We start from the raw sequence: 22,551 nt of genomic DNA on the forward strand, positions 1-22,551 counted from the left end.
ACCCAAAACGGAGTCCGTGGGTCACACCAGTGATATATTCTCGAACGTTTCCGGGGCTAGTATCGCAACTCCAAGCATGAAGAGGCCCATACCCAATGCGGACCCCACAGCGATGTAAATCGTAAACTGAAGATCGACCCAGCCTTCGACAACCCCGGTAACCAACGGAACGAGCAGGAGTGCAAGTATGCCGGGAACAGCTGCAAACAGAAGGAGGCGTTTTACGATCTCTATTTTCTTCATATTACTCCATGTCCGCGGTTGGTAAAGTCTATTACGGGAGGTCTTCGTGACACTCGTAGACGTGCCGGGCTCGACTTTGGATCACAGTTTGGTGTTGGCCTGGATTCGCGTCCCAACTGTTCGCTACGCCAGCACTTACCCTCGGAAATACCCATCCATCACGGTCATACTCGGTTATTGTATAGTTCCGTCCGGTTCCAAGGGTAAGCATTGTCGCTACAATGACGCCAACGACCCCGCCCAAGATCGCACTTTTCGTAACGGCGACGAGTCCACCGATGACTTCGGTTAGCGTCGCTTTGCCTATCACATCAGCAGGTTTGCTTAATTTAATCGCTGTCCCCTCCTGGTAGTGTGGCCAGTTATCCGTCTTACAATAATTGAGGCCACATGATCCGATTTTCCTCGAAATGGATTTCCTCTTCTCGATGACTGCTGAATACCCGTCCACATTCGCAGCTATTTCGGTCAAACCATCCCGTTCGGTAGAGGCTGTAATCCTGTCACTGATTACCGTATGTTCAACGACCCCTTCCTTTTCTCCCTCGGTGAAAATTTTGACTCCTGCTACTCGTTCAGCCGATTCTACGACGACGATCTGGTGATTTTCCCTCTCGCTTTTGCCTACCACATCGTAGTCTTCAGGCGTAGTATCCCTTCGACCGTGTTCGGATCCTGCAGCAACACCGACGGCACCGATGCTTGCAGTTGTTGCTGCTGTTATTTGTAGAATTCTTCTACGATTGTAATTGGATGCTTTATCTTTCATACCGTAACTAAATGCAAATCACATTAGGTTAAATACCATTCTAAAAGTAAACATATGAATGTAATAAGACGGGACGAACTGTAGTACTGCCTCGTTCCGCAGGACATCGACGGGTCGCATCAACTATCAAGAGAGATATACTCGGATCCAGTCCGCCTACGAGCGCGTTCAATGCGGTGTCGGCTTTCCCAACAGGCTTATGATGTCAACCGTTCTTCATTCGACCATGGCACGCTCGCTCGGACGGAACTCGTCCCCGCTGCTCACGGCGATCGGCGTTGCCGTCGCGCTCATTGCGATCGTCGGCACACAGTTCCTCGGCTGGGAGTGGGGAGACGGTCGACTCGTGCCGACGGTCATCGGCGTCGTCGCCGTCGCAATCGCGGTCGTCGCGGTCCTCGCTCGTCGCGAGTGAGACGGACCTCGTCGCCTCGAGGGACCGCTTGCTCGGTTCCGTCAGAACCGAGTTCAGCATCCATCGAACCGGCGGCGCTCACTCGAGGTCGATCCCCCTCTCCGCGAGCAGGTCCCGGAACTCGCCCTCCTCGAGGATCGGGACGTCGTTGTCGCGCGCATCGCCCTGCTTCGTCGCACCCGGATTCTCGCCGGCGACGAGGTAGTCCGTGTTCCCCGAGACGCTGCCCGTCGCGTTGGCCCCGTGGGCCTCGACCGTTGCTTGGGCTTCGTCCCTAGTCACGCCCTCGAGCGAGCCGGTGAAGACGAAGGTGAGCCCCGCGAGTTCGTCCCCGCCGGTCTCGACGTCGACTTCCTGCGGTGAGACGTGATCGAGGACGGTGTCGACCACGGCCGCGTTGGCCTCGCTCGTGAAGAAGTCGTGGACCGTCTCGGCGACGGTCTCGCCCACGTCGTCGACGCCCTCGAGCCGTTCGGGCTCGCTTTCCGCGGCCTCGCGGAGGGCCGCGAAGGTACCGAACTCGCGGGCGAGTTCGCGGGCCGTCGCCGGACCGACGAGGGGAATCCCGAGCGCGGAGACGAAGTCGGAAAGCGGCGGCTCGCGGCTGGCCGCGATCTCGGCGAGCAAGTTCTCGGCGCTTTGCTCGCCCCAGCCCTCGAGGTCGGTGAGGTCCGCCTGGTCGAGTGCGTAGAGGTCCGCGACCGACTCGAGCAGGCCCGCGTCGACCAGTTGGCGGACGCTCTTTTCGCCGAGTCCCTCGAGGTCGAGGCCGTCGTCGCCCGCGTAGTACTCGATCGACCGACGAAGCTGGGCGTCACAGCCCAATCCACCGGTACAGAAGGCCATGGGGCCGTCGCGCTCGACGGGGCTGTCACAGACGGGACAGCGATCGGGCAGTTCGTAGTGGCCCTCGCTGCCCTTCTCGAGGACCTCCTCGACGTAGGGGATCACGTCGCCGGCCCGCTGGACGCGAACCGTGTCACCGATATTGACGTTTTTCTCGGCGATCTCCTCGGGGTTGTGCAGGCTCGCCCGCGAGACGGTGACGCCGCCGACGTCGACCGGCTCGAGCAGGGCGACGGGAGTCAGCCGGCCCGTTCGGCCGACCTGGACCGCCACGTCGGCGATCGTCGTCACTTCCGCGCGGGCGGGGAACTTGTAGGCGAAGGCCCAGCGGTCGTGACGGGCCGTTCGCCCCAGTTCCTCGCGGGCCGCGCGGTCGTCGACCTTGATGACGACGCCGTCGATCTCGTAGTCCAACTCCTCGCGAGCCTCGAGCATGCGGTCGCGGTAGTCGATCGCGTCCTCGATGTCTCCGACGACCTCGACGCGGTCGTTGGTCCGCAGCCCGTAGTCGGGGAACCGCTCGAGTTCGTCCCGATGGCTGTCCGCGAGGTCGCTGGCCTCGAGGACGTCGAAGTAAAAGACCGCGAGCGGGCGCTCGGCGACGACGGTCGGATCGAGCTGGCGGATCGTGCCAGCGGTCGCGTTCCGCGGGTTGGCGAAGGGGTCCTCGCCGCGCTCGATGCGTTCGCGGTTGTACGCCTGGAAGGCGTCCTTGGGCATGTAGACTTCGCCCCGGACCGCGAGGAACTCGGGGTGATCGCCGCGGAGCCGCTGCGGCACGGAGCCGATCGTGCGCGCGTTTTCGGTCACGTCGTCGCCCTCGCGGCCGTCCCCGCGGGTCACGGCGCGCTCGAGGCGGCCGTCCTCGTAGACGACCTCCATGGAGACGCCGTCGAACTTGGGCTCGCAGACGTAGTCGACGTCGCCGACCTCTCGTCGCACCCGCTCGTCGAACTCGCGTATGTCTCCCTCCTCGCCGCTGCCCTCGATCGAGAGCATCGGCGCGACGTGTTCGACGGTGTCGAACGCTTCGATCGGTTCGCCCCCGACCCTGCGGGTGGGGCTGTCGGGGTGGTCGAGACCGAACGCCTCCTCGAGGTCGCGCAGCCGGGAAAAGAGGTCGTCGTAGGTCCGGTCGCCGATGATCGGGTCGTTCTCGACGTAGTAGCGGCGGTCGTGTTCGCGGACGGCCTCCCGGAGCAGTGTGACCTGCTCGCGGGCCTCGTCCTCGGAGAGATCCTCGACCGGCTCGAAGTCGGTTGGCGGCTCTCGGAGATAGGGGTTCGCCTCGTCCTCGTCGGCGGCTGGCATTCTTGCTCGAGAGTTGCCGCTCGGACCCGTTAATGGTACTGACTGGGGCCTGCCCGTGTCGTTCCGCGTTTCTCGAGGCGGCTGTCGTCGTCGGTCAGTTCCAGCGGGGAGATGGATTCGCGACGCGAGTCACTCGAGTGTCCTTCGACTATGCGTTCGTTCGATCACGACGGTGGTGGAAGCAGTTCCGTGAACTCGCTATCGTTTGTCTCATTCACGATATCGACCGATCACTTCGAACGGTCAGTATAGAAGCGCTGTCCGACAATCCGTTATGATGCGTCCGCGTTGGTCGTTCGTCGGGAGCCAACGGTGTTTGCTACCCACCCACCGACACGACCGGATCCGAGGCCGAATAGGGGTGCAACACACACCACCAATCCACTGGCGATGACGATGAATACGACCCTCTGTAGCGACCATGTTGCCGTCGTCCCTGCCGTCACGATGACTACGAGCAGTCCGAGGGCGCCACCAATGATACCAGCGCGGAGTCCAGCAGCACCTGGGTCCGACGAGCGGATCGCAGCGATGACTCCTGCGACGAACGCTCCGATTATCATTATACCACCGCCGATGGTCGCCTCCGAATTCGGTAGCCAGTTTAGCACGGCGATGACGGGTAGCGAAGCTATTGAACCGATGAGCGCGAATCGCCATGCCGGAGGAAGAGTGTGGATGAGGGGAGGTGACACCATATTCGTTTCTACGTTCTAATAGTATATATTTTCGCCGGGATGGACAATGGAAGATCTACTGAATTACTTCCACGGGTTGTCCACCAGTTCCGTGTGAACGCTCGAGCCGACCGCGATCCGACAGTCGGCCCGCGGCGAGGCGATACACAGGAGTACGTAGCCGGCCGCTCGGTGTCGGTCCTTCAACGCCCGCGAGAGACGGCAGTACGCGACGGCGTCGTCGACGGCAGACGCGTCCACGGCTCCGTCGCCGTTGCACTCGCCGTCCGACGGCTGCCTCCCCTCGACCTCGAGCAGCCGTCCGGCACAGGTCCCGCAGGCGCCCGTCCGGCAGCCGTACGGGAGTACGGCCCTGTCGCACTCGGCGGCCTTGAGGATCGTTTCGTCCTCGTCGACCGCGAGGGTCCGCGTCCGGCCGTCGGGCCACTCGAGGGTCACGTCGTGGCTCGTCATCTGTGGGCGCGGCGGGTCACTGCCAGACGTCGCTCGTGCAGTCGCCGTCGGGCCACCGGATCTCGTGGGCGCGGGCCGGTCCCTCGGGACAGTCGCCCCAGTCGACGAGGAAGTCCTCGTCGAGTTCCATCGTCCCTTTCCGGGGGTCGACGTCGGCTTTCAGCATCACCGAGCCGCGCTCGGCCTCCTCGGGGTAGAACTGGTCGTCCCACGAGGAAAACAGCGAGGTGGTCCAGTAGAGGCGCTCGCCGTCCAGCGAGAGTTGGAGCATCTGCGGGCCGCCGGCGAGTTCCCGGCCCTGAACCTCCTGGATCTCGCCGAAGGTTCCCCCGACCGACAGCGAATCGGCCCGCCGCGGGTTCGAGGGGTCCGAGATGTCGTACATCCAGACCTCACCGTGGAGCCAGTTCGAACCGAACAGGTACCGGTCGTCCATCGAGATCAGGATGTCGGTCGTCAGCCCCGGAACGGGCATGTCCCAGTCCTCGTGGTCGCGAGCCTCGAAGTCGATTACTTTCTCCGCGCGGTACGCTCCCTGCCCGTCATCCGCGCTCTCGTCCCGCCAGAAGTGGAACATGTTCGAGGAGAGCGCGGCTCCGACGAACCCGTGTGTCGACTCGGGCGTGTGAAGGAATCGCACCTCGAGCGGAATCTGCCCCTCCTCGCCGAGGTCGATCGTCTGCTCGACGGTGCCGTCCTCCCAGTCCCAGAAGTGGAGCTTCCGGCCGTAGTTACCCGCCTCGACGTCCTCGAGGTCAAAGCCCGGATAGTACGTCTTGGGTGCGGCCCACTCGCTCGAGACCATCACGTTCTGGCGGGGCTGGTACCAGTAGTCGTAGTTCATCTCGATCTCGCCCGGCGGCTCCCAGCGCCCTTCGATCTCGAAGTCCTCGTTCAGTTCGAGGAACCCGCCCGGAAGCTCGCCGTCGGCGTCGCCGAGCATGCTGATCAGGATCTGTCCGTCGGGGATACAGTGGACGGTATGGGGTGCCGAGAGGTCGTACTCGAAGATGTCCTCGGGTTCGATCACCGTCTCGAGTTCGGGATTCCGCCGGTCGGCGGCGTCGAGGACGTGGATCCGCGAGGAGCGTTGGCCGGGGACGATCAGGTGTCGCCGCTCGAGTTCGTCCACGTGACAGGACGACGAGCAGGCGTTCCACCCGAAGTGGTGGAGTTCGTCCCCGCGCTCGGGCATCTCGACCCGGTCGACGATCTCGCAGTAGGTCTCGGAGTCGGGATCGAGATCGACGACCGCGACGAAATCCGGCGCGTCGACGTCCGTACCGACGTAGAGGCTCATCACGTACGCCAACCGTTCCCGCTCGCTCTCCTCGATCGCGGCCTGGGGCGTCGCGTAGCCGGGCCCCTCGTGGTGGTGTTCGTGGTCGTGGCCGGGTTCGACGTCGTCTGGCGTGCTAGCGTCACTCATGGCACTCCCGACCACGAGCGGGTAAATAAATCTGGTCGGGGATGACGCGAGCGGACGGACCTACGCCCAGGGGCTGTCGCCGACCTCGGCGCGCACCCGCGGCCCGACCTCGATGCGACAGTCGGCCTGCGGCGAGGCGATACACAACAGGACGTAGCCCTCACCTTGCTCGTCGTCGGTCAGCGCCCGTGGCTGCCGGCGATACGCGAAGGCGTCTCTCACGTCCGGCCGCGCCCCGTCCTCCGCGTCCGTCTCGCCGTCTTCGAGCCCGAGCAGTCGGCCGACGCAGGTGATACAGGTCCCGCTCCGGCAGTCGTAGGGCAGTCGCGCGCCGACCCGCTGGGCCGCCTCGAGGACTGTCTGGCTCTCGGCCACGTCGAGCGTCCGCGTCCGGCCGTCGGTCCACTCGAGGGTTACCTCGTGGCTCGTCATCGGTCCGTTCCCGCTATCGTCCGTCGTGCGTACAGTTCGTCCATGACACTGTGTACCGTTACGAGGGCCGAGAGGAAAAAGTCGGTTCCGGTTCGATGACCGGTGCCGCGACGGTCCGGCCGTGCGACGAGCCGGCTCAGTCGACGGACGGCGTCGCCGTCTCCGCCGTCGGTTCCGCCTCGGCGGACTCCTTGTAGACGATTCCCCAGCCGGTCACGCCCATCGCGATGAGGACCAGCGGCGAGAGGATCCCGAAGAAGTAGTACGGCGCGTATTCGATGACCGGCACGCCGAGCGTCGACGCCATGAAGACGCCGCCCGATCCCCAGGGAACGAACGCCGACGTCGTCGTCCCGGCGGCTTCGACCGCCCGCGAGAGGTTCCGGCTCTCGAGGTCGTACTCGTCGTAGAGGTTCTGTAAGGTCATCCCGGGCACGACGATCGCCATGAACTGTTCCGCGGCGAGGAAGTTCATCGCGATCGTCCCGGCGGCCGTCCCGGCGGTCAGCCCGGCGACGCTACTGACGGCCTGGCCGATGTGGTACGCGATCGATGCCAGCACGCCGATCTCCTGCAGGATCCCGCCGAGTGCCAGCGCGGCGACGATGATCGTAATGACCCACACGGAGCCCGAGAGGCCGCCGCTCGCGAGCAGTTCGTTCGTGAGTTCGAGGCCGGTCTCTGGGCTCGTTCCGTTGTGGACGGCTTCCCAGGCGGCGGCGAAGCTCGCTCCCTGAACGGTGGTGCTGATCCCGACGCCGGCGAAGATGCCGACGCCGAGCGACGACAGCGCCGGAAACCCGTAGAACGCGAGCGCGAACGTGACGATCAGTGGGAGGAGCGTGATCGGTGAGACGACGTAGCTGTTCGCGAGGCCGGCTTGCATCTCGGCGACGCGGTCGACGGGGATCGTCCCGCTCGTGTTCAGTCCCAACACGACGAACAGGACCAGCGAGACGGTAAATGCGATCATCGTTCCGGGACGCATCGCCCGAATGTGGTCCATCAGATCCGTGTTCGTGACCGCGGCGGCGAGGTTCGTGGTGTCGGAGAGCGGGGAGTTCTTGTCGCCGGTGTAGGCCCCCGACAGCACGGCACCGGCCGTCATCGCCTCCGGGATCCCGAGCCCGGAGCCGATTCCGATCATCGCGACGCCGAGGGTTCCGGCCGTCGTCCAGGAGGACCCGATCGCGAAGGCGACGACCGCCGAGAGGACGACGGTAAAGGGGAGGAATATCCCTGGCGACAGGAACTCCAGTCCGTAATACATGAGCGTGGGGATCGTCCCGGCATCGATCCACGACGAGATGAGCATGTAGATGACGAACAGGATGAGAATGGCCTGCAGTCCGGTCAGAATACTGCGACTGATGCCATCGTAGAGCCGCTCCCAGGAATAGCCGAAGTAGTACCGCCCGAGCAGCCCCGCGAAGGCGATCCCCCACAACAACGGCATCTGTGGGTCCATCTCGAGCCAGATCATCCCGACCGAGAGGAACAGTATCATGCCCGCGATCGGGACGAGCGCTTCCCCCAGGCTCGGTCGCTCGTCCTCGGGAATGTCGTCGTAGGCTTTCGGTGTGAAGTCAACTCCCATGTGCGAGTCTCGTCCGTGTTTGCGAAACCGGGTATAAATAGATCTTCTTTCGGACGCCGGGCCCAGTGCCCGGCGACGGCCGTCGGCCGGACCCGGTACTTTACCCGTTGGGGCGCCTAGGATCGAGCAGATGGGTCAGGGAACGGAGTTCGGATTGGTCGACCTCGAGGACGTCGATTCGCCCGGCGACGAGTGGGAGGAGATCGACGTCTCGGATACCGAAGCCGACCGGATCGCCCGCAAGCGCGACCGCGAGTTCGAGCAGTTCGAGGAGCGGATCAAGGACGCCGAGCAGTTCAAGGTCGAGCAGTCGGTCTTCGACGACGCGACCTTCGCGGCGTTGTACAAACTCGTCCAGGACGGCTACGTCGAGGCCTTCGGCGGGCCGCTCTCGACCGGCAAGGAGGCAAACGTCTACCACGCGCTGGGCGACGACCGCGAGGTCGCGGTCAAGATCTACCGGATCAACGCCTCGAACTTCCGGCAGATGCGCGACTACCTCGAGGGCGACCCCCGGTTCGAGGGCCTCGGTGGGAAAAAGAAAGACGTCGTTCTCGCGTGGACGAAAAAGGAACTGGCGAACCTCCGGCGAGCGCAGGCGGCTGGGGTCCGAGTCCCCGAACCGCTCGCCACCGAGCGCAACGTGTTGGTCATGGAGTACATCGGCACCGACGATGGCCGCGCGAAACGGCTCGGCGAGGTCCACATTGAGAACCCACAAACCGCCTACGAGGTCATGCGCGAGTACATGCGACGGCTCTACTCGGCCGGCCTGATCCACGGCGATCTGAGCGAGTACAACGTCGTCTTCGACGAGAGCGAGGGCCAACTGGTGCTGATCGATCTGGGACAGGCCGTCACGGTCCACCACCCCAACAGTCGCGAGTTCTTAGAGCGGGACTGCCGGAACGTCGCGGGCTATTTCTCCCGACAGGGACTCGAGGTGACCGAAGACGATTTACTCGAGTTCGTCACGAGCCCGGAGCCGGATCCCTCGCGGAACTGATCGCGTTCGCGCGGTCGTCCAAACGCCTTAGTGGATCGCTATCGCGGAAACGCGTATGCACATCGGTATCGTCTCCGACACCCACGACAACGTCGAGGCCATCGAACGCGCCACCGAGATCTTCGCCGAGGAGGGCGTCGAAATCGTCGTTCACTGCGGCGATTTCGTCGCACCCCTGATGGTCGACTACTTCGAGGGGTTCGAACTCCACGGCGTCCTCGGGAACAACGACGGCGACGTCCGGAACCTCCAGCGCGCGTTCGACTCGCTGGGCGGCGAGAGCCAACTCCACGGCCGATTCGCCGACCTCGAGTTCGACGGGCTCTCCTTTGCCGTTCTCCACGGCGAGCGCAAGGCGGAGATCGAGGCGATCGCCGCCGGCGAGACGTACGATTTCGTCTGTTACGGCCACCACCACGAGCGCGAACTGTCGGAAGAGGGGCGGACGACGGTACTCAACCCCGGCGCACACGTGTTGGCGTCCGACGAGGACCGGACAGTTGCGATCGTCGACACCCGATCGCAGTCGGTGCGGTTCCGCTCGCTTCTCGAGTAGGACCGTTCGGCCGCGCGACGACTCGAGACGGCGCGCGTGACGGTGGCACGGAACACCCGGTACTCGCGGACCAAGCGCTTAACCTCGCCCAGTGAGTATCGAACAGTATGCAGCACGTGAAGATTCCGCAGGACCGCATCGGCGTTCTCATCGGTGAAGGTGGCGAGACGATGCGCGAGATCGAGGCGGCAGCCGAAGTGCGACTCGACATCGACTCGGAGAACGGCTCCGTCGCCGTCGAAACCGTCGGCGACCCCGTACTCGGCCTCAAAGGCCCCGAGATCGTTCGCGCGATCGGCCGCGGGTTCGCGCCCGAGGATGCCCTGCGACTGCTCGAGGACGACATGATGTTGTTCGACGTCGTCGATATCGACGCCGCGTCGCGCAACAAAAACGACATGAAACGCAAGAAGGGCCGGCTCATCGGCGAGGGCGGCCGGACCCGCGAACTGATGGAGGAACTGACCGGGGCCGACGTCGTCATCTACGGCTCGACGCTCGGGGTCATCGGCGCACCACAGGAGGTCGACGCCGTCCGCACCGCCGCCGAGATGCTCCTCGATGGGGCCCCCCACGGGGCGGTGTACTCGTTCCTCGAGGAGAAGCACAACGAGATGAAACACAAGGGGATGGAGTACCACCGGTTCCCCGGCGGTCAGTCCTGATCCCTGCGGTCGGTCGGTTGGCTTCAATCGGCGGCCCTGCGAACGAGCGGTCGAGTCCGTCCACCGTCGCCGTTTTCGTCGAACCGCTTTTCTATCGTTAGTCACGGCCCGTCGGAATTCCACGCGATAGCCCGTCTCCGCGCTGGTTCTCAGCGAGTGTGAGTATATATACCCCTACGTCGTTCGGACCGAAACCGCCGTACGGGGGCATCTTCAGCCGTCCCTGTTCGTCGGATAGGGAAAAGCTTATATAGAATCACAATCAATCCTTCGACTGACTATGGCTCAACAGCAGATGGGCAACCAGCCCCTTATCGTACTCTCGGAGGACAGCCAGCGCACCTCCGGGGAGGACGCGCAGTCGATGAACGTGCAGGCCGGGAAGGCCGTCGCCGAGTCGGTTCGGACGACGCTCGGCCCGAAGGGGATGGACAAGATGCTCGTCGACTCCTCGGGCAACGTCATCGTCACCAACGACGGTGTCACGCTGCTCTCGGAGATGGAGATCGACCACCCCGCGGCCGACATGATCGTCGAAGTCGCCGAGACCCAGGAAGAGGAAGTCGGTGACGGCACGACCAGCGCGGTCGTCATCGCCGGCGAACTCCTCAGCCAGGCCGAGGACCTGCTGGACCAGGACATCCACGCCACGACACTCGCCCAGGGGTACCGAGAGGCCGCCGAGGAGGCCACCGAGGCCCTCGAAGAAGTCGCCATCGACGTCGACGAGGACGATACCGATGTCCTCGAGCAAATCGCCGCGACGGCGATGACCGGCAAGGGCGCGGAGAACGCCAAGGACCTGCTCTCGGAACTCGTCGTCGAGGCCGTTCGCGCGGTCGCCGGCGACGACGGCGTCGACACGGACAACATCAAAGTCGAGAAGGTCGTCGGCGGCTCCATCGAGAACTCCGAACTCGTCGAGGGCGTCATCGTCGACAAGGAACGGGTCTCCGAGAACATGCCGTACTTCGCCGAGGACGCCAACGTGGCGATCATCGACGGCGACCTCGAGATCAAAGAGACCGAGATCGACGCCGAGGTCAACGTCACCGACCCCGACCAGCTCGAGCAGTTCCTCGAACAGGAGGAACAGCAGCTCAAGGAGATGGCCCAGGGAGTCGCCGACGCCGGTGCCGACGTCGTCTTCGTCGACGGCGGCATCGACGACATGGCCCAGCACTATCTCGCACAGGAGAACATCATCGCGGTCCGTCGCGTCAAATCCAGCGACCAGTCACAGCTGGCCCGCGCGACCGGCGCGACGCCCGTCTCGAGCGTCGACGACCTGACCGAGGACGACCTCGGTGCCGCAGGTAGTGTCGCTCAGAAGGAGATCGCCGGCGACCAGCGCATCTTCGTCGAGGACGTCGACGACGCCCAGGCCGTCACCCTGATCCTCCGCGGTGGCACCGAACACGTCATCGACGAGATCGACCGCGCCATCGAGGACTCGCTGGGCGTGGTCCGGACGACCATCGAGGACGGCAAGGTGCTTGCCGGCGGCGGCGCACCCGAGATCGAACTCTCGCTCGCGCTGCGTGACTACGCCGACTCCGTCGGCGGCCGCGAACAGCTGGCCGTCGAGGCCTTCGCCGACGCGCTCGAGGTCATCCCGCGCACGCTGGCCGAGAACGCCGGGCTCGACCCCATCGACTCGCTGGTCGAACTCCGCAGCGCCCACGACGGTGGCGACACCGGCGCCGGGCTGGACGCCTACACCGGCGACACCATCGACATGGACGCCGAGGGCGTCTACGAGCCGCTGCGCGTGAAGACCCAGGCCATCGAGTCCGCTACTGAAGCCGCAGTCATGCTGCTGCGCATCGACGACGTCATCGCCGCGGGCGACCTCGCGGTCTCCCACGACGACGATGACGACGACATGCCCGCCGGCGGCCCCGGTGGCATGGGCGGCGGCATGGGCGGTATGGGCGGCGGCATGGGCGGCATGATGTAAACCTAAATTTTGCTCTGCGGGGCGGCGAAGCCGCCCCTCGGCAAAATTTAGTATAAAAGCACTCCTCCCTCCGTTCGCTCCGCTCACATCGGTCGTCGGCCCGAGCGCGGCTTTGCCGCGCTCGGTGAACGGCGTCGTTCGGGTTCTCCGAACCGCTCACTCGCCGACGCTCGACGTCGGGGCGAGATCAACGGGCGTCGATCCGTTCGAGTCGCCCACTGCAGTCGGCCCATCTGATCGCTTTCTCTTTCGGTAGCGCTCCCGGAACCCTTACTCCCGCAGTTCGCGCTCCCACGAATCGCTCGAGACTCGAGCGCCGGCGCCTCCCAACTCTCATGTATATTTAGAGACAAGAAGTAGTCGTGACGAACGACGCCGACAGAAAGCGAGACGTAGCGACCGTCTTCAGCGGCGCGATGGACGCCTATCGTGACGGGGCCGTCCTCAAGGAGGGCGAAGACCTCGAGCGCCTCGCCGACTGGACCGCGGGCGCGACGCGGGCACTCGACGTGGCCACCGGTGCGGGCCACGTCGCCGGTGCCGTCGCCGACCGGGACGTTCCGCGGGTCGTCGCGGCCGACCTCTCCCCCGAGATGGTCGCGACGGCGACCGCCGACGACGGCGGAGACGAGCGCCGACTCGAGTCGTATCGGACCGGCATGGTGTTGGTTCGGGCGACGGGCTGAGGCCCCCGAAACCGGACCCGTTACTGTGGGAATGGAAGCAGGGGCCCTACCGGGAGATCCTGTCTGCCATGGCGGCCTCGAGTTACCGTCTGACACGGTGGCCTCGAGTCACGACGAACTAAGTACGAGCCCGCAATATTCGCGGGTATGAACACACTTCTACTCGACAGCGATGACGTCGACGAACACGCTGTACTCGCGGCCGTCATCGACGCCGTCGAGGAGGCCTTCGGGGCCTTCGAACGCGGTGATACGCAGATGCCGGCCAAGTCCTACATCGATCTACCGCAGTACAACGGCGACTTCCGGTCGATGCCGGCCTACCTCGATACCGGCGACTGGGACGCTGCCGGGCTCAAGTGGGTCAACGTCCACCCCGACAACCCCGCGGACCACGACCTGCCGACCGTTCTGGGGACGATGATCTACTCCGACCCCGAGACCGCCTTCCCGCTGGCGATCATGGACGGGACGACGCTCACGATGAAACGGACCGGTGCCGCCGCGGCCGTCGCCACCGACTACCTGGCCGTCGAGGACGCCACGAGTCTCGGCCTCGTCGGGGCCGGCGTCCAGTCCTACACCCAGCTCGAGGCGATCAGCGAGGTGCGACCGATCGAGGAGGTCGTGGTTTCGGATCCCGACGACGAGCGTGTCGAACGGTTCGTCGAGACCTACGAGGACCGGTTCGACGTTCGCGGCGGCTCGATCTCGGAGGCCGGTCACTGCGACGTGCTGTCGACGGTGACGCCCGTCGAGGACCCGATCGTCGGCCCCGACGACGTCGGCGACCACACGCATATCAACGCCATCGGGGCCGACGCCGAGGGGAAACACGAACTCGAGGACGCTCTGCTCGAGGCGGCGCGGATCGTCATCGACGACCACGAACAGTGTACCCACTCGGGCGAGATCAACGTCCCGTACCACGAAGGAGTGCTGACCGACGCGGACATCCACGGCGAGATCGGCGAACTCGTCGTCGGGTCGAAAGCGGGACGGACGGCGGAGACGGGCAACACGGTCTTCGACTCGACCGGACTCGCGATCCAGGACGTCGCCGCCGCACGGGTCGTCTACGAGCGGGCGTCGGCGGACGGTGACGGCCACCCCTTCGATATCGTCGGTGTCGACGACTCGGCGTAAGGGCCGTCCGTTCTCGACGTCGCCGGCCGACCGGTCGGCGGCTCACCGACCGCGCAACCGCCGCGGAATCGACCCCGTCATCGACAGTTCGTCGGCGTAGTGGACCACCGGGTCGCCGGTCGGCGTCGGCAGGCCGGCGGCCTCGAGCAGCGTGTTTTCGTGGATCGTCACGGCGGCGGGCTGGAGCGGCCACGGGTCGTGGGCGATCTCGCCGGTCAGGACGCCGGTGGAATCGGGCGCGTAGAACCGCCGGCGTTCCGCAAGCCAGTACGCGAGCGTGCCGGGGTCTGCGGTGAAGACCTCGCCGTCCGGCCGGTAGGTCGCGGCGAACCGGGCAGGGGATCCGTCTCCCTCGTGTCTCACCCGCTCGCTCTCGAAGGCCACGTGGTTTTGGTCGGTTGCCCCGACCCGCATCCGTGCGCGGGAGACCGGTAACCGGGTCGTCCGCCCGACCGTCGCCGCGACCAGCGCGTTGTCGACGTCGATGTTGAAGAAGTACAGGCCGGGATCGCCCCGGTAGCGGACGTAGGTTCGGACGTTGAGTTCCGGAAAGGCGAGTCGCAGCACCGACGGGGTCCCGCGCAGTCCGACCTTCGTCAGGACGAACGGGAGAACGCTCAGCCAGGCACGGCCGTCCCGCGTCTCGAGGGGCAGCCGGTCAGGTACGTGCGGGCGCAGTCGGTCGGGATCGACCGGCCAGTGGACGAACAGGCCGTCTCGCCAGGTCATCGAGACGACGTGTGGTGCGTTCGGCGACGAGCCGTTCGCAAACGACCATCGAACGGGGTCCGTGCGTTGTTCGGTCATCCTCGAAACCAACAGGTCTGTAGCGACCCGTACGACTGCGTGGCGTATAAACTAGATAGCAAGCTGTCAGTTCCGATGGCAGTCGTCGGCGGCTCCGAGGAGCGAAGCCGCTCCTCGGCGTCAGTCGGCCGGGTCGACGACCGACTCTTCGGGCGACTCGAGCCAGGACACGGTGATGTCGGTCGGTTGGTACAGTGGTCCTCGGCCGTCGGACCGACCGTTCCCGAGCGTCCCAGAAAGAGCGCGGAAACGACGAGCAATGGGATCGCGACCGCCCTGTGTTCCACCGGTACGGCAACCGGTATCAGTCGTCGATCTCGATCGCCGGTCGTCCGGGTTCGGCGTTGGCGAGGGTGCCCTCGTCGGCGTCGACGGCGTGGACGACGTCGACGGGGGCGTCGAATTCGCGTTCGATCAGCCACGCCGCCGACTCCAGTGCCGCGTGTTCCTCGTCGGGGCCGAGCGTCATCGAGAGCGCTTCCCGTTCGACCTGCAGGTCCTGGCCGTAATCGGCCGCAGCGTCGCCCTGCTCGCGGATGTGGGACTCGCTCATGAGTTCGCCGATCAGGTTGTCGGCGTCGCTCTCGATCGCGATCTCCAGGGCGTCGTACTTCCAGTCGGGGGCGACGACGACCTCGATCCCCGTCGGGTCCTCGATCCCGGCGACCTCGACGATGTCGCGGATGTCCTCGCGGGTGTTCTCGACCAACTGCCGGCGCTTTTCGACCCGGTCGCGGTCGATCTCGGCGGTCGGCCACTCGGCCTCGGCGACGAACCCGTCGTCGCCGAGCGTCTCGTGGAGTTCTTCGGCGATGTGGGGTGCGACCGGCGCGAGCAAGCGGACCACGGCCGACAGCCCGCGCTCGTAGGTCTCGGCGTGGGGCTCGGTGTAATCGACGTACTGGCGCAGCGTTCGCACGAGGTCCTGCGTTTCACGCAACGCCTTGTTGAACGTCAGGTCGTCGTACTCCGCCGTGGCGATGGCGACCGTCGCGTCGATCTCCGCGTCGACGTAACTCGCGATCGCGTCGTCGTCGCCGTCGGGCGTTTCGGCGGCGTACTCCTCGACCATCCCCTGCAGGCGCTCGAGGAAGGCGTAGGTCGACTGGACGCCCTCCTCGCTCCAGTCGAAGTCGCGCTCGGGCTGGGCGGCCTGCATCATGAACAGCCGCGCGGTGTCGGCCCCGTACTCCTCGACGATTCGTTGGGGCGAGACGACGTTGCCCTTGGACTTGGACATCTTCTCGCCCTCGAGTTGGACCATCCCCTGTGCCAGCAGGTTGGTAAAGGGTTCGCGGTGGTCGAGTCCCTCGTGGTCGGCCAGCACCTTGGTGAAAAACCGCGAGTACAGCAGGTGCATCACGGCGTGTTCGATGCCGCCGACGTACTGGTCGACGGGCATCCAGTCGTTGGCCCGCTCGAGGTCGAAGGGCGCGTCCTCTAAGTCCGGCGAGACGTAGCGCAGGAAGTACCACGAGGAGTCGACGAAGGTGTCCATCGTGTCCGTTTCGCGGGTCGCCTCGCCGCCGCAGTCGGGACAGGTCGTCTGCTTCCACTCCTCGGCGGCGTCCAAGGGATTGCCGGTCGTGTTGATGAACTCCGGCAGTTCGACGGGCAGGTCCGCCTCGGGAACCATGACCGGGCCGCAGTCGTCGCAGTGGACGACCGGGATCGGCGTCCCCCAGTAGCGCTGGCGGGAGATCCCCCAGTCACGCAGTTGATACTGTGTGGCCTCCGCGGCGCCCTCGATGTCCGCAGTGAGTCGCTCGCGAGCGCTCTCGCTCTCGAGGCCGCTGTATTCGCCGGAATCGATCAGGACGCCGTCCTCGGTGAACGCCTCGTCTTCGACGTCGGGCACAGTAGGCTCCTCACCGTCGTCGGGGTCGGGTGCGACGACGGGTCTGATCTCGATTCCGTTCTTCTCGGCGAAGGCATGGTCGCGCTCGTCGTGGGCCGGGACGGCCATCAGCGCACCGGTCCCGACGTCCGAGAGGACGAAGTCGGCGACGTAGACTGGGATCTCCTCTCCGGTGGCGGGATTCGTAGCGGTCAGCCCCGTCTCGACGCCGTTGGGTTCGTCGCCGTCGGGGTCGGCCTCCTCCTCGATGAACCGGCGGATCTCCTCGTTCTCCTCGGCCAGTTCCTCGCTGATCGGGTGGTCCGGTGCGAGCGCGAAGAAGGTCGCGCCGTGGATGGTATCGATGCGGGTCGTGAAGGCCGTGACCGGGCCGTACTCCCGCGGCTCGCTCCCCTCGCCGCGTCCGCTCGAGGCGCGTGGCGCCTCGCTGACCTCGAAATCGACCTCCGCCCCGTACTGGCGGCCGATCCAGTTGCGCTGCATCTGCCGGACCGAGTTGGGCCACCCCTCGAGGTCGTCGATCGCCTCGAGCAGGTCGTCGGCGTACTCGGTGATGCGCAGGAACCACTGCTCGAGTTCGCGCTGTTCGACCGGCGTGTCACAGCGCCAGCAGAGTTCGGCCTCGCCTTCGACCTGTTCGTCGGCCAGAACGGTCTCGCAGTGGGGACACCAGTTGACCTCGGCGTCGCGGCGTTCGACCAAGTCCTCCTCGTAGAACCGGGAGAAGAGCCACTGGTTCCACTGGTAGTAGTCGGGCGTGCAGGTGGTGATCTCCCGATCCCAGTCGTAGCCAAAGCCCATCGACTCCATCTGGTCGGTCATCGTCTCGATACAGTCGAACGTCCAGTCGCGGGGGTTGGTGTCGCGTTCCTTGGCCGCGTTCTCCGCGGGGAGGCCGAACGCGTCCCACCCCATCGGATGGAGGACGTCGTCGCCCTGCATTCGTCGGAAGCGAGCGTACGCGTCCGTGATCGTGTAGTTGCGGACGTGGCCCATGTGGAGTTTGCCTGACGGGTACGGATACATCCCGAGGACGTACGTCGGATCCTCGACGTCGTCGGGCGTCCGGTAGACGTCCGCCTCGTCCCACGCCTCTTGCCAGCGCCGTTCGACCGTCGCGTGGTCGTATCCCGCGTCGCTCATTTGCTTATATAGCTATAGGCGGGGACGCCGCCCTATAGCTTTCCATACCGTACCCCCGTCGACCGGTCGAACGCCCGCGGGTCGGTCGTCGAGAGCAACGTTTACGACGCCCCGCGGCCAGCTCCAGCTCGTGGGCGAACTCGCACGCGAGACGCAGGGACGGCTCCGGGACGCCCTCGCCGCCCGGTATCCCGCCCTCGAGTGGCAGGTCGAACACCGGCTGGCCGGCACCCCCGTCGACGTCGCAGGGATCGGCGACGACCGGCTGGTCCTGCTCGAACTCGAGTGGCGGCGGGCCGACCCCGCCGACAACGCCGCGAAGCTCTTTCGCCACCTCGAGGCGGGCTTGCTCGATGCGTTCGACGCGATCACCGTCTGTCACTGCTTCACCGAGTACTACGACCTCGCCTCCGGTGGCGTCTCCTCGAAGCGGAAGAACGCCGAATTTGTCGGCCGGATCGCGTCGCGGGCAGTCGACCGGTTCGCGTACCATCCCGTCGAACTCCCCCTCGAGCCGCCGAAACGGGGCGGTGACCGCCCTCCGGATCTCCCCGCGGCCGTCGATCGGGCCGTCGACTCGATCGGTCGCCACCTCGAGCGATAGCGGTCGCTCGCCAGCGGTGCCCGGCTACCGGTGGCGTCGACGGTTCCGGTAGCCGAGGAATTTTGGTCCCGTCTCACGCCATCTCGAGTCATGGTAGCAGACTCCACAGTGTTCGTCACGGGCGCGAGCCAGGGACTGGGCCGAGAAATCGCCGTCGCGTTCGCCGATGAGGGTGCGAACGTCGTCCTCGCAGCCAGAAGCGACGGGATCTACGAGACCGAAGACCTGATCGACGCCCCCGAGCGGACGCTGACGGTCGAGACGGACGTGACCGATCCCGACTCGGTCGAAAACGCCATCGACGAGACGATCGAGACCTTCGGCGGGCTGGACTGTCTCGTGAACAACGCCGGGATCGCCGGCCCCACCGCGCCGCTCGAGGAGACGACCGACGACGAGTGGCTCGAGACGCTCGATGTCAACGTCGTCGGCGTGGCACGTGTCACGCGGGCAGCGGCCCCGCACCTGCGCGAGTCCGAGCGAGGGAGCGTCGTCAACATCTCCTCGATCGGCGGCAAGCGACCCTACGCCAACCGGGGGCCCTACGCCGCCTCGAAGATGGGGCTGATCGGCGTGACCCGCGCGCTGGCGGCCGAGTTCGGCGACGACGGCGTCACAGTCAACGCGATCTGTCCCGGCCCGGTCGAGGGCGATCGCATTCGGGGCGTCTTCGAGCGACAGGCCGAGGAGGCGGGCGTTCCCGTCGAAGCGGTCGAAGGCGAGGTCCGCGAGAGCCTCATGATCGACGATCTGGTCCCGCCCGAGGAGGTCGCCGACATGGCCGTCCACCTCGCGAGCGCGGCGTCGCGCCACGTCACGGGCCAGGACATCAACGTCTCGTCGGGCGGGGCGTGGTACTAGCGCCGGCCCGAAGTCAGAGGACGGCGAGAACCGCGACGAGCAGGCCGACGCCGACGAAAACCCCGCCGGCCGCCCGACGGAGCCGAACCGACGAGCGCACCTGCTCGCGCTGGTCCTCGAGGCTCCCGGCCGCGATCGCGAGCGGCGTCTCGTCGGTTCCGCGGAGGGCGTAGCCGTCGGCCGTCTCGATCAGTTCGCCCCGGACGACCAGTTCGTCGCCGTCACGGACGACGGTGGCCTGATACTTGTCGGGCATGGTGGTCTTTCCGCCGACGCTCACGTTGAACTCGAGGTCGCTGACGACGCCGTCCTCGCTCGCCAGCCCGGTTCGCTCGAGGAAGCGATTGACCGGATCGAGGTCGCCGAGATAGGACTCCGTCTCGGGATCGCCCAGAAACAGCCCCGGCGAGTCGAAGGGGTCGCCGTCCGCGTCGGTCGCCAGCGTCGTTGCGTCCACGCGGACGCGATCCCAACCCTGATCGACGGCGAACTCGCCGATCGCCAGTTCGGACTCGGCGGTCCGCCACCGGCTGCCGTTTCCCGTGTTCTCCTTCTGACGAACGCGCCACGCCCAGAGCGCGGCCGACTCGCCCCCGTTCGGTTCGGGGCCGGTCCGCGTCGGCGACGCCGACTCGAGGACGTGGACCGGGCCGCTGATCGTCGCTTCGCCGCCCGGCTCGACCCGCTCGTCGCTCGCCGACGCGAGTTCGCCGATCGTTTCGCTTCGATCGTCGAGTTCGCCGGCTCGAGACAACGTGACACCGCCGAACAGGAGAAAGATCCCGGCGATGACGAGTGCGAACACTTGGACCATGGCCGAGCTGTTGTCATCGAGACATAATAACTGTCCGAAAACGATCGATCTCGGCGGCGGGCCACAGCGACCGCGCGGACGCCGTCGCCGCGCTCGCGTCGCTGGTCGACCTCGTACTCACGACCGAAAAAACGGGCGTCGCAGAGGGATCCGGCGCCGGCTACTCGATATCGATCCGCTTCGAGTCCTCGCCCTCCGAAACCTTCGGGAGGTGGACCGTCAGCACGCCGTTCTCGAAGCCGGCGGCGACCGCCTCCTCGTCGACCGGCTCCGGCAGGCGGATCCGACGACTCGCGGTAGTCTCGGTCCGCTCGCGGCGGATGTACCGGCTCCCGGCGTCCTCGACCTCGTCGGTTCGAGCGGCCTCGAGGCGCAACGTTCCGTCCGCGAGCGTCAGCTCGATGTCGTCGGTCTCGTAGCCGGGCAGGTCGGCCGTGACGACGAACTCCTCGCCGGTGTCGGCGACGTCGACCGGCACCGAGCCGGGGACCTGGAGGCCGCCGGCGGTCATCCCCTCCTCGACCTGACTGCTCACGCGGTCGAGCATCTCCTCGATCTCGTCGAACGGATTGCGTCGCATACGCGTTTCTAGAACTCCGACGGGGATAAAATCTGCCCGCGACGCGTCGACAGACGGCGCCGTCACTCCGGCAGCGTCACGAGACCGTCCTCGAGCGCGTCGAGCAGCACCTCGCGGGCGTGGCCGTCGGGATCGACGCCCTCGTAGACCGCCTTCACTTCGCCGTCGGCGAGCAGGAACGTCGTCCGCGTCGTCACGCCGCTGTCGCGCAGTTCGACGCCGAAGGCGTCGGCGATCTCGGCGTCGGGGTCCGCGAGCAGATCGAACTCGAGCCCCTCCGAATCGCAGAACGCACGGTGGGAGTCGACGTCGTCGATCGAGACGCCGTAGACGTCGACGCCGGCCTCGCGGTAGGTCTCGAGTTCGCGCTGGAACTGGTTTGCCTCGACCGTACAGCCGGGGGTGTCGTCTTTCGGATAGAAATACAGGACCGTCGGCGATTCGAACGAGAGGGTGACGTCCTCGCCGTCCTGGTTCGGTGCCGTTACGGTCGGCGCGTCGTCGCCTGCATCGAGTGCCATACCCGTGCTACGGCGGGGCACGGAAAACGGCTTCCGGTACGGTTCGGGATCGATCGCGACTATTATGCCGGGCGTCGGCCTACGGTCGCGCATGGAAGACGTCGTTCTTCACACCGGTACGGAACATCCCGACCTCCTGTGGATCGTCGTCCCGGCCCTGCTCTCGTTCGTCGCCGGGCTCGCGATCGGCCTCTTCGCGTATGCAGACCGCATTCGGGCGTGGCTCCGCCCGGACGGCTCGACGACCGACTGATCCGCCGGGTCGTCGTGCCGTCGACTACTCGACGACGTGTTCGGTATCGTACGAACCCAGCCGCTTGACCCACCCCTTCTCGGCCAGTTCCTCGAGGTCCGCGATCGCCGCCTGCGTTCGGGACTCGTAGAGACCCGCCTCGAAGTCGACGTGGAAGACGTAGTCGCCGAGTCGCTGCCCGCTCGGCCGTGACTCGACGCGGGTCAGGTTGATGTCGCGGTCCGCGAACGGCTCGAGCAACTCGAGTAGCAGGCCGGGGTAGTTGGCGTTGGGGTAGACCACCAGCGAGGTCTTCCCGCCGCCCGTCGATCGCTCCGCGGCGGGCGCGATCGCGAAAAAGCGCGTCGCGTTCGAGTCCTGATCCTGAATGTCCTCGGCCAGGACCTCGAGGTCGACGCCGTCGTCGGCGTTGGCCGGGTGGCCGATCCCCGCGACCGACGGATCGTCGCGGGCGAACTCGACCCCCTGGGCCGTACTCGCGACGGCCTCGAGGGTGGCGTCGGGGTACTCGCGCTCGAGGTAGGAGCGACACTGTGCGAGCGCCTGTGAGTGGCTCGCGACGGTGTCGAACTCGGGTCCTTGCGCCAGCAGGGCGTGTCTGATCGGCGTGACGATCTCGCGGACGACGGCGACGTCGTACTCCGCGAGGGCGTCGAGGCTCTCGGTGACCGATCCCTCGATGCTGTTCTCGATCGGGATGACGCCGCGGTCGTACTCGCCGCCGTCGACGGCGTCGACGATCGCCGTGACCGACTGGCGGAAGTCGATCTCGCCGTCGTCGGCGACCGCCGTCGTCGCTCGGTGTGAGTAGGTCCCTTCGGGTCCCAGCGTGACTGCAGCCATTACCAACCGATAGCAGGCTACGGGTCAAAAGACCGTTGGGTTTCTCGGCGGTGTG

At 65.8% G+C, this 22,551-nt stretch carries 24 protein-coding genes; 10 read left to right on the top strand and 14 right to left on the bottom strand.

Annotated features, from left to right (window positions below):
* Positions 1–21: 21 nt before the first annotated feature.
* Together NP511_RS11120 and NP511_RS11125 are read right to left on the bottom strand one after the other, a co-directional pair.
* Entirely contained in the window at positions 22–243 is a 222-nt protein-coding gene (locus tag NP511_RS11120; protein ID WP_049965135.1) for a hypothetical protein, read from the bottom strand.
* 31 nt (positions 244–274) lie between these two features.
* Positions 275–1,012, bottom strand: a complete 738-nt coding sequence (locus NP511_RS11125) for a hypothetical protein (RefSeq protein WP_136396887.1) — start codon at positions 1,010–1,012, stop codon at positions 275–277.
* Between the two features lie 226 nt (positions 1,013–1,238).
* Here NP511_RS11125 and NP511_RS11130 point away from each other — a divergent pair, with 226 nt between their 5' ends.
* Complete coding sequence (locus NP511_RS11130; protein WP_006648614.1) at positions 1,239–1,427, top strand: hypothetical protein; 189 nt, start codon at positions 1,239–1,241, stop codon at positions 1,425–1,427.
* Positions 1,428–1,505: 78 nt separating this feature from the next.
* Here the strand turns inward: NP511_RS11130 and ligA are convergent, their stop codons facing one another.
* The 6 genes from ligA to arcD all read right to left on the bottom strand — a co-directional run bounded on the left by ligA (position 1,506) and on the right by arcD (position 8,193).
* A complete protein-coding gene (ligA, locus tag NP511_RS11135) occupies positions 1,506–3,584 on the bottom strand; it encodes an NAD-dependent DNA ligase LigA (protein ID WP_049965134.1) in 2,079 nt (692 codons plus the stop codon).
* 272 nt (positions 3,585–3,856) lie between these two features.
* A complete protein-coding gene (locus tag NP511_RS11140; RefSeq protein ID WP_084158259.1) occupies positions 3,857–4,282 on the bottom strand; it encodes a DUF5518 domain-containing protein in 426 nt (141 codons plus the stop codon).
* A gap of 63 nt (positions 4,283–4,345) precedes the next feature.
* Positions 4,346–4,735 (bottom strand): 2Fe-2S iron-sulfur cluster-binding protein, encoded by a 390-nt coding sequence (locus NP511_RS11145; RefSeq protein WP_049965133.1) that lies wholly within the window; start codon positions 4,733–4,735, stop codon positions 4,346–4,348.
* A gap of 16 nt (positions 4,736–4,751) precedes the next feature.
* A complete protein-coding gene (locus tag NP511_RS11150; protein ID WP_049965132.1) occupies positions 4,752–6,164 on the bottom strand; it encodes a selenium-binding protein SBP56-related protein in 1,413 nt (470 codons plus the stop codon).
* 60 nt (positions 6,165–6,224) lie between these two features.
* Entirely contained in the window at positions 6,225–6,596 is a 372-nt protein-coding gene (locus tag NP511_RS11155; protein WP_006648618.1) for a 2Fe-2S iron-sulfur cluster-binding protein, read from the bottom strand.
* A 136-nt stretch (positions 6,597–6,732) separates the two neighbouring features.
* Positions 6,733–8,193, bottom strand: coding sequence for an arginine/ornithine antiporter ArcD (gene arcD / locus NP511_RS11160; protein ID WP_049965131.1), 1,461 nt, complete (start codon positions 8,191–8,193; stop codon positions 6,733–6,735).
* 130 nt (positions 8,194–8,323) lie between these two features.
* On the opposite strand from arcD, the gene rio1 reads away from it, so the two are divergent.
* From rio1 to NP511_RS11190, 6 genes are all read left to right on the top strand, one after another.
* On the top strand, positions 8,324–9,199 hold the full coding sequence (gene rio1 / locus NP511_RS11165) for a serine/threonine-protein kinase Rio1 (RefSeq protein WP_049965130.1): 876 nt from the start codon (positions 8,324–8,326) through the stop codon (positions 9,197–9,199).
* Positions 9,200–9,254: 55 nt separating this feature from the next.
* Positions 9,255–9,755 (top strand): metallophosphoesterase, encoded by a 501-nt coding sequence (locus tag NP511_RS11170; RefSeq protein ID WP_049965129.1) that lies wholly within the window; start codon positions 9,255–9,257, stop codon positions 9,753–9,755.
* Positions 9,756–9,862: 107 nt separating this feature from the next.
* A complete protein-coding gene (locus tag NP511_RS11175) occupies positions 9,863–10,420 on the top strand; it encodes a KH domain-containing protein (protein ID WP_006648621.1) in 558 nt (185 codons plus the stop codon).
* 295 nt (positions 10,421–10,715) lie between these two features.
* A complete protein-coding gene (thsA, locus tag NP511_RS11180; RefSeq protein WP_006183280.1) occupies positions 10,716–12,380 on the top strand; it encodes a thermosome subunit alpha in 1,665 nt (554 codons plus the stop codon).
* A gap of 362 nt (positions 12,381–12,742) precedes the next feature.
* Positions 12,743–13,066, top strand: a complete 324-nt coding sequence (locus NP511_RS22975; protein WP_211249101.1) for a class I SAM-dependent methyltransferase — start codon at positions 12,743–12,745, stop codon at positions 13,064–13,066.
* 147 nt (positions 13,067–13,213) lie between these two features.
* The gene (locus NP511_RS11190) at positions 13,214–14,212 is read left to right on the top strand and encodes an ornithine cyclodeaminase family protein (protein ID WP_006648623.1); all 999 of its coding nucleotides are present in this window, start codon (positions 13,214–13,216) and stop codon (positions 14,210–14,212) included.
* 42 nt (positions 14,213–14,254) lie between these two features.
* Here the strand turns inward: NP511_RS11190 and NP511_RS11195 are convergent, their stop codons facing one another.
* Positions 14,255–15,019 carry a YqjF family protein gene (locus tag NP511_RS11195; RefSeq protein ID WP_049965128.1) on the bottom strand — a complete coding sequence of 255 codons (765 nt, stop codon included), beginning with the start codon at positions 15,017–15,019 and terminating at the stop codon, positions 14,255–14,257.
* 304 nt (positions 15,020–15,323) lie between these two features.
* Positions 15,324–18,020 carry a leucine--tRNA ligase gene (gene leuS, locus NP511_RS11200; protein ID WP_049965127.1) on the bottom strand — a complete coding sequence of 899 codons (2,697 nt, stop codon included), beginning with the start codon at positions 18,018–18,020 and terminating at the stop codon, positions 15,324–15,326.
* Between the two features lie 130 nt (positions 18,021–18,150).
* Here leuS and NP511_RS11205 point away from each other — a divergent pair, with 130 nt between their 5' ends.
* Both NP511_RS11205 and NP511_RS11210 read left to right on the top strand, forming a co-directional pair.
* Positions 18,151–18,624 carry a hypothetical protein gene (locus tag NP511_RS11205; RefSeq protein ID WP_049965126.1) on the top strand — a complete coding sequence of 158 codons (474 nt, stop codon included), beginning with the start codon at positions 18,151–18,153 and terminating at the stop codon, positions 18,622–18,624.
* Positions 18,625–18,714: 90 nt separating this feature from the next.
* Complete coding sequence (locus NP511_RS11210; protein ID WP_049905516.1) at positions 18,715–19,485, top strand: SDR family NAD(P)-dependent oxidoreductase; 771 nt, start codon at positions 18,715–18,717, stop codon at positions 19,483–19,485.
* A gap of 13 nt (positions 19,486–19,498) precedes the next feature.
* Here the strand turns inward: NP511_RS11210 and NP511_RS11215 are convergent, their stop codons facing one another.
* The 3 genes from NP511_RS11215 to NP511_RS11225 form a co-directional block, all read right to left on the bottom strand.
* The gene (locus NP511_RS11215; RefSeq protein WP_049965125.1) at positions 19,499–20,299 is read right to left on the bottom strand and encodes a hypothetical protein; all 801 of its coding nucleotides are present in this window, start codon (positions 20,297–20,299) and stop codon (positions 19,499–19,501) included.
* Between the two features lie 160 nt (positions 20,300–20,459).
* Positions 20,460–20,879, bottom strand: a complete 420-nt coding sequence (locus NP511_RS11220; RefSeq protein ID WP_049965124.1) for an Hsp20/alpha crystallin family protein — start codon at positions 20,877–20,879, stop codon at positions 20,460–20,462.
* A gap of 62 nt (positions 20,880–20,941) precedes the next feature.
* Positions 20,942–21,400: a peroxiredoxin gene (locus NP511_RS11225; RefSeq protein ID WP_049965123.1), complete on the bottom strand. Its 459-nt coding sequence runs from the start codon at positions 21,398–21,400 to the stop codon at positions 20,942–20,944.
* Positions 21,401–21,491: 91 nt separating this feature from the next.
* Here NP511_RS11225 and NP511_RS11230 point away from each other — a divergent pair, with 91 nt between their 5' ends.
* Positions 21,492–21,653 carry a hypothetical protein gene (locus NP511_RS11230; RefSeq protein WP_015298660.1) on the top strand — a complete coding sequence of 54 codons (162 nt, stop codon included), beginning with the start codon at positions 21,492–21,494 and terminating at the stop codon, positions 21,651–21,653.
* A 24-nt stretch (positions 21,654–21,677) separates the two neighbouring features.
* On the opposite strand, the gene pheA is transcribed toward NP511_RS11230, so the two are convergent.
* Positions 21,678–22,496: a prephenate dehydratase gene (gene pheA / locus NP511_RS11235; RefSeq protein ID WP_049965122.1), complete on the bottom strand. Its 819-nt coding sequence runs from the start codon at positions 22,494–22,496 to the stop codon at positions 21,678–21,680.
* Positions 22,497–22,551: the final 55 nt, after the last annotated feature.

It is taken from the genome of Natrinema thermotolerans (assembly GCF_031165565.1).
Classification (GTDB): Archaea; Halobacteriota; Halobacteria; order Halobacteriales; family Natrialbaceae; genus Natrinema; species Natrinema thermotolerans.

Excerpts from the sequence above, each read along its gene's own strand:
- NP511_RS11120 (WP_049965135.1), bottom strand. The coding sequence starts at position 243 with ATGAAGAAAATAGAGATCGTAAAACGCCTCCTTCTGTTTGCAGCTGTT.
- NP511_RS11125 (WP_136396887.1), bottom strand. The coding sequence starts at position 1,012 with ATGAAAGATAAAGCATCCAATTACAATCGTAGAAGAATTCTACAAATA.
- NP511_RS11130 (WP_006648614.1), top strand. The coding sequence starts at position 1,239 with ATGGCACGCTCGCTCGGACGGAACTCGTCCCCGCTGCTCACGGCGATC.
- ligA (WP_049965134.1), bottom strand. The coding sequence starts at position 3,584 with ATGCCAGCCGCCGACGAGGACGAGGCGAACCCCTATCTCCGAGAGCCG.
- NP511_RS11140 (WP_084158259.1), bottom strand. The coding sequence starts at position 4,282 with ATGGTGTCACCTCCCCTCATCCACACTCTTCCTCCGGCATGGCGATTC.
- NP511_RS11145 (WP_049965133.1), bottom strand. The coding sequence starts at position 4,735 with ATGACGAGCCACGACGTGACCCTCGAGTGGCCCGACGGCCGGACGCGG.
- NP511_RS11150 (WP_049965132.1), bottom strand. The coding sequence starts at position 6,164 with ATGAGTGACGCTAGCACGCCAGACGACGTCGAACCCGGCCACGACCAC.
- NP511_RS11155 (WP_006648618.1), bottom strand. The coding sequence starts at position 6,596 with ATGACGAGCCACGAGGTAACCCTCGAGTGGACCGACGGCCGGACGCGG.
- arcD (WP_049965131.1), bottom strand. The coding sequence starts at position 8,193 with ATGGGAGTTGACTTCACACCGAAAGCCTACGACGACATTCCCGAGGAC.
- rio1 (WP_049965130.1), top strand. The coding sequence starts at position 8,324 with ATGGGTCAGGGAACGGAGTTCGGATTGGTCGACCTCGAGGACGTCGAT.
- NP511_RS11170 (WP_049965129.1), top strand. The coding sequence starts at position 9,255 with ATGCACATCGGTATCGTCTCCGACACCCACGACAACGTCGAGGCCATC.
- NP511_RS11175 (WP_006648621.1), top strand. The coding sequence starts at position 9,863 with ATGCAGCACGTGAAGATTCCGCAGGACCGCATCGGCGTTCTCATCGGT.
- thsA (WP_006183280.1), top strand. The coding sequence starts at position 10,716 with ATGGGCAACCAGCCCCTTATCGTACTCTCGGAGGACAGCCAGCGCACC.
- NP511_RS11190 (WP_006648623.1), top strand. The coding sequence starts at position 13,214 with ATGAACACACTTCTACTCGACAGCGATGACGTCGACGAACACGCTGTA.
- NP511_RS11195 (WP_049965128.1), bottom strand. The coding sequence starts at position 15,019 with ATGACCGAACAACGCACGGACCCCGTTCGATGGTCGTTTGCGAACGGC.
- leuS (WP_049965127.1), bottom strand. The coding sequence starts at position 18,020 with ATGAGCGACGCGGGATACGACCACGCGACGGTCGAACGGCGCTGGCAA.
- NP511_RS11210 (WP_049905516.1), top strand. The coding sequence starts at position 18,715 with ATGGTAGCAGACTCCACAGTGTTCGTCACGGGCGCGAGCCAGGGACTG.
- NP511_RS11215 (WP_049965125.1), bottom strand. The coding sequence starts at position 20,299 with ATGGTCCAAGTGTTCGCACTCGTCATCGCCGGGATCTTTCTCCTGTTC.
- NP511_RS11220 (WP_049965124.1), bottom strand. The coding sequence starts at position 20,879 with ATGCGACGCAATCCGTTCGACGAGATCGAGGAGATGCTCGACCGCGTG.
- NP511_RS11225 (WP_049965123.1), bottom strand. The coding sequence starts at position 21,400 with ATGGCACTCGATGCAGGCGACGACGCGCCGACCGTAACGGCACCGAAC.
- NP511_RS11230 (WP_015298660.1), top strand. The coding sequence starts at position 21,492 with ATGGAAGACGTCGTTCTTCACACCGGTACGGAACATCCCGACCTCCTG.
- pheA (WP_049965122.1), bottom strand. The coding sequence starts at position 22,496 with ATGGCTGCAGTCACGCTGGGACCCGAAGGGACCTACTCACACCGAGCG.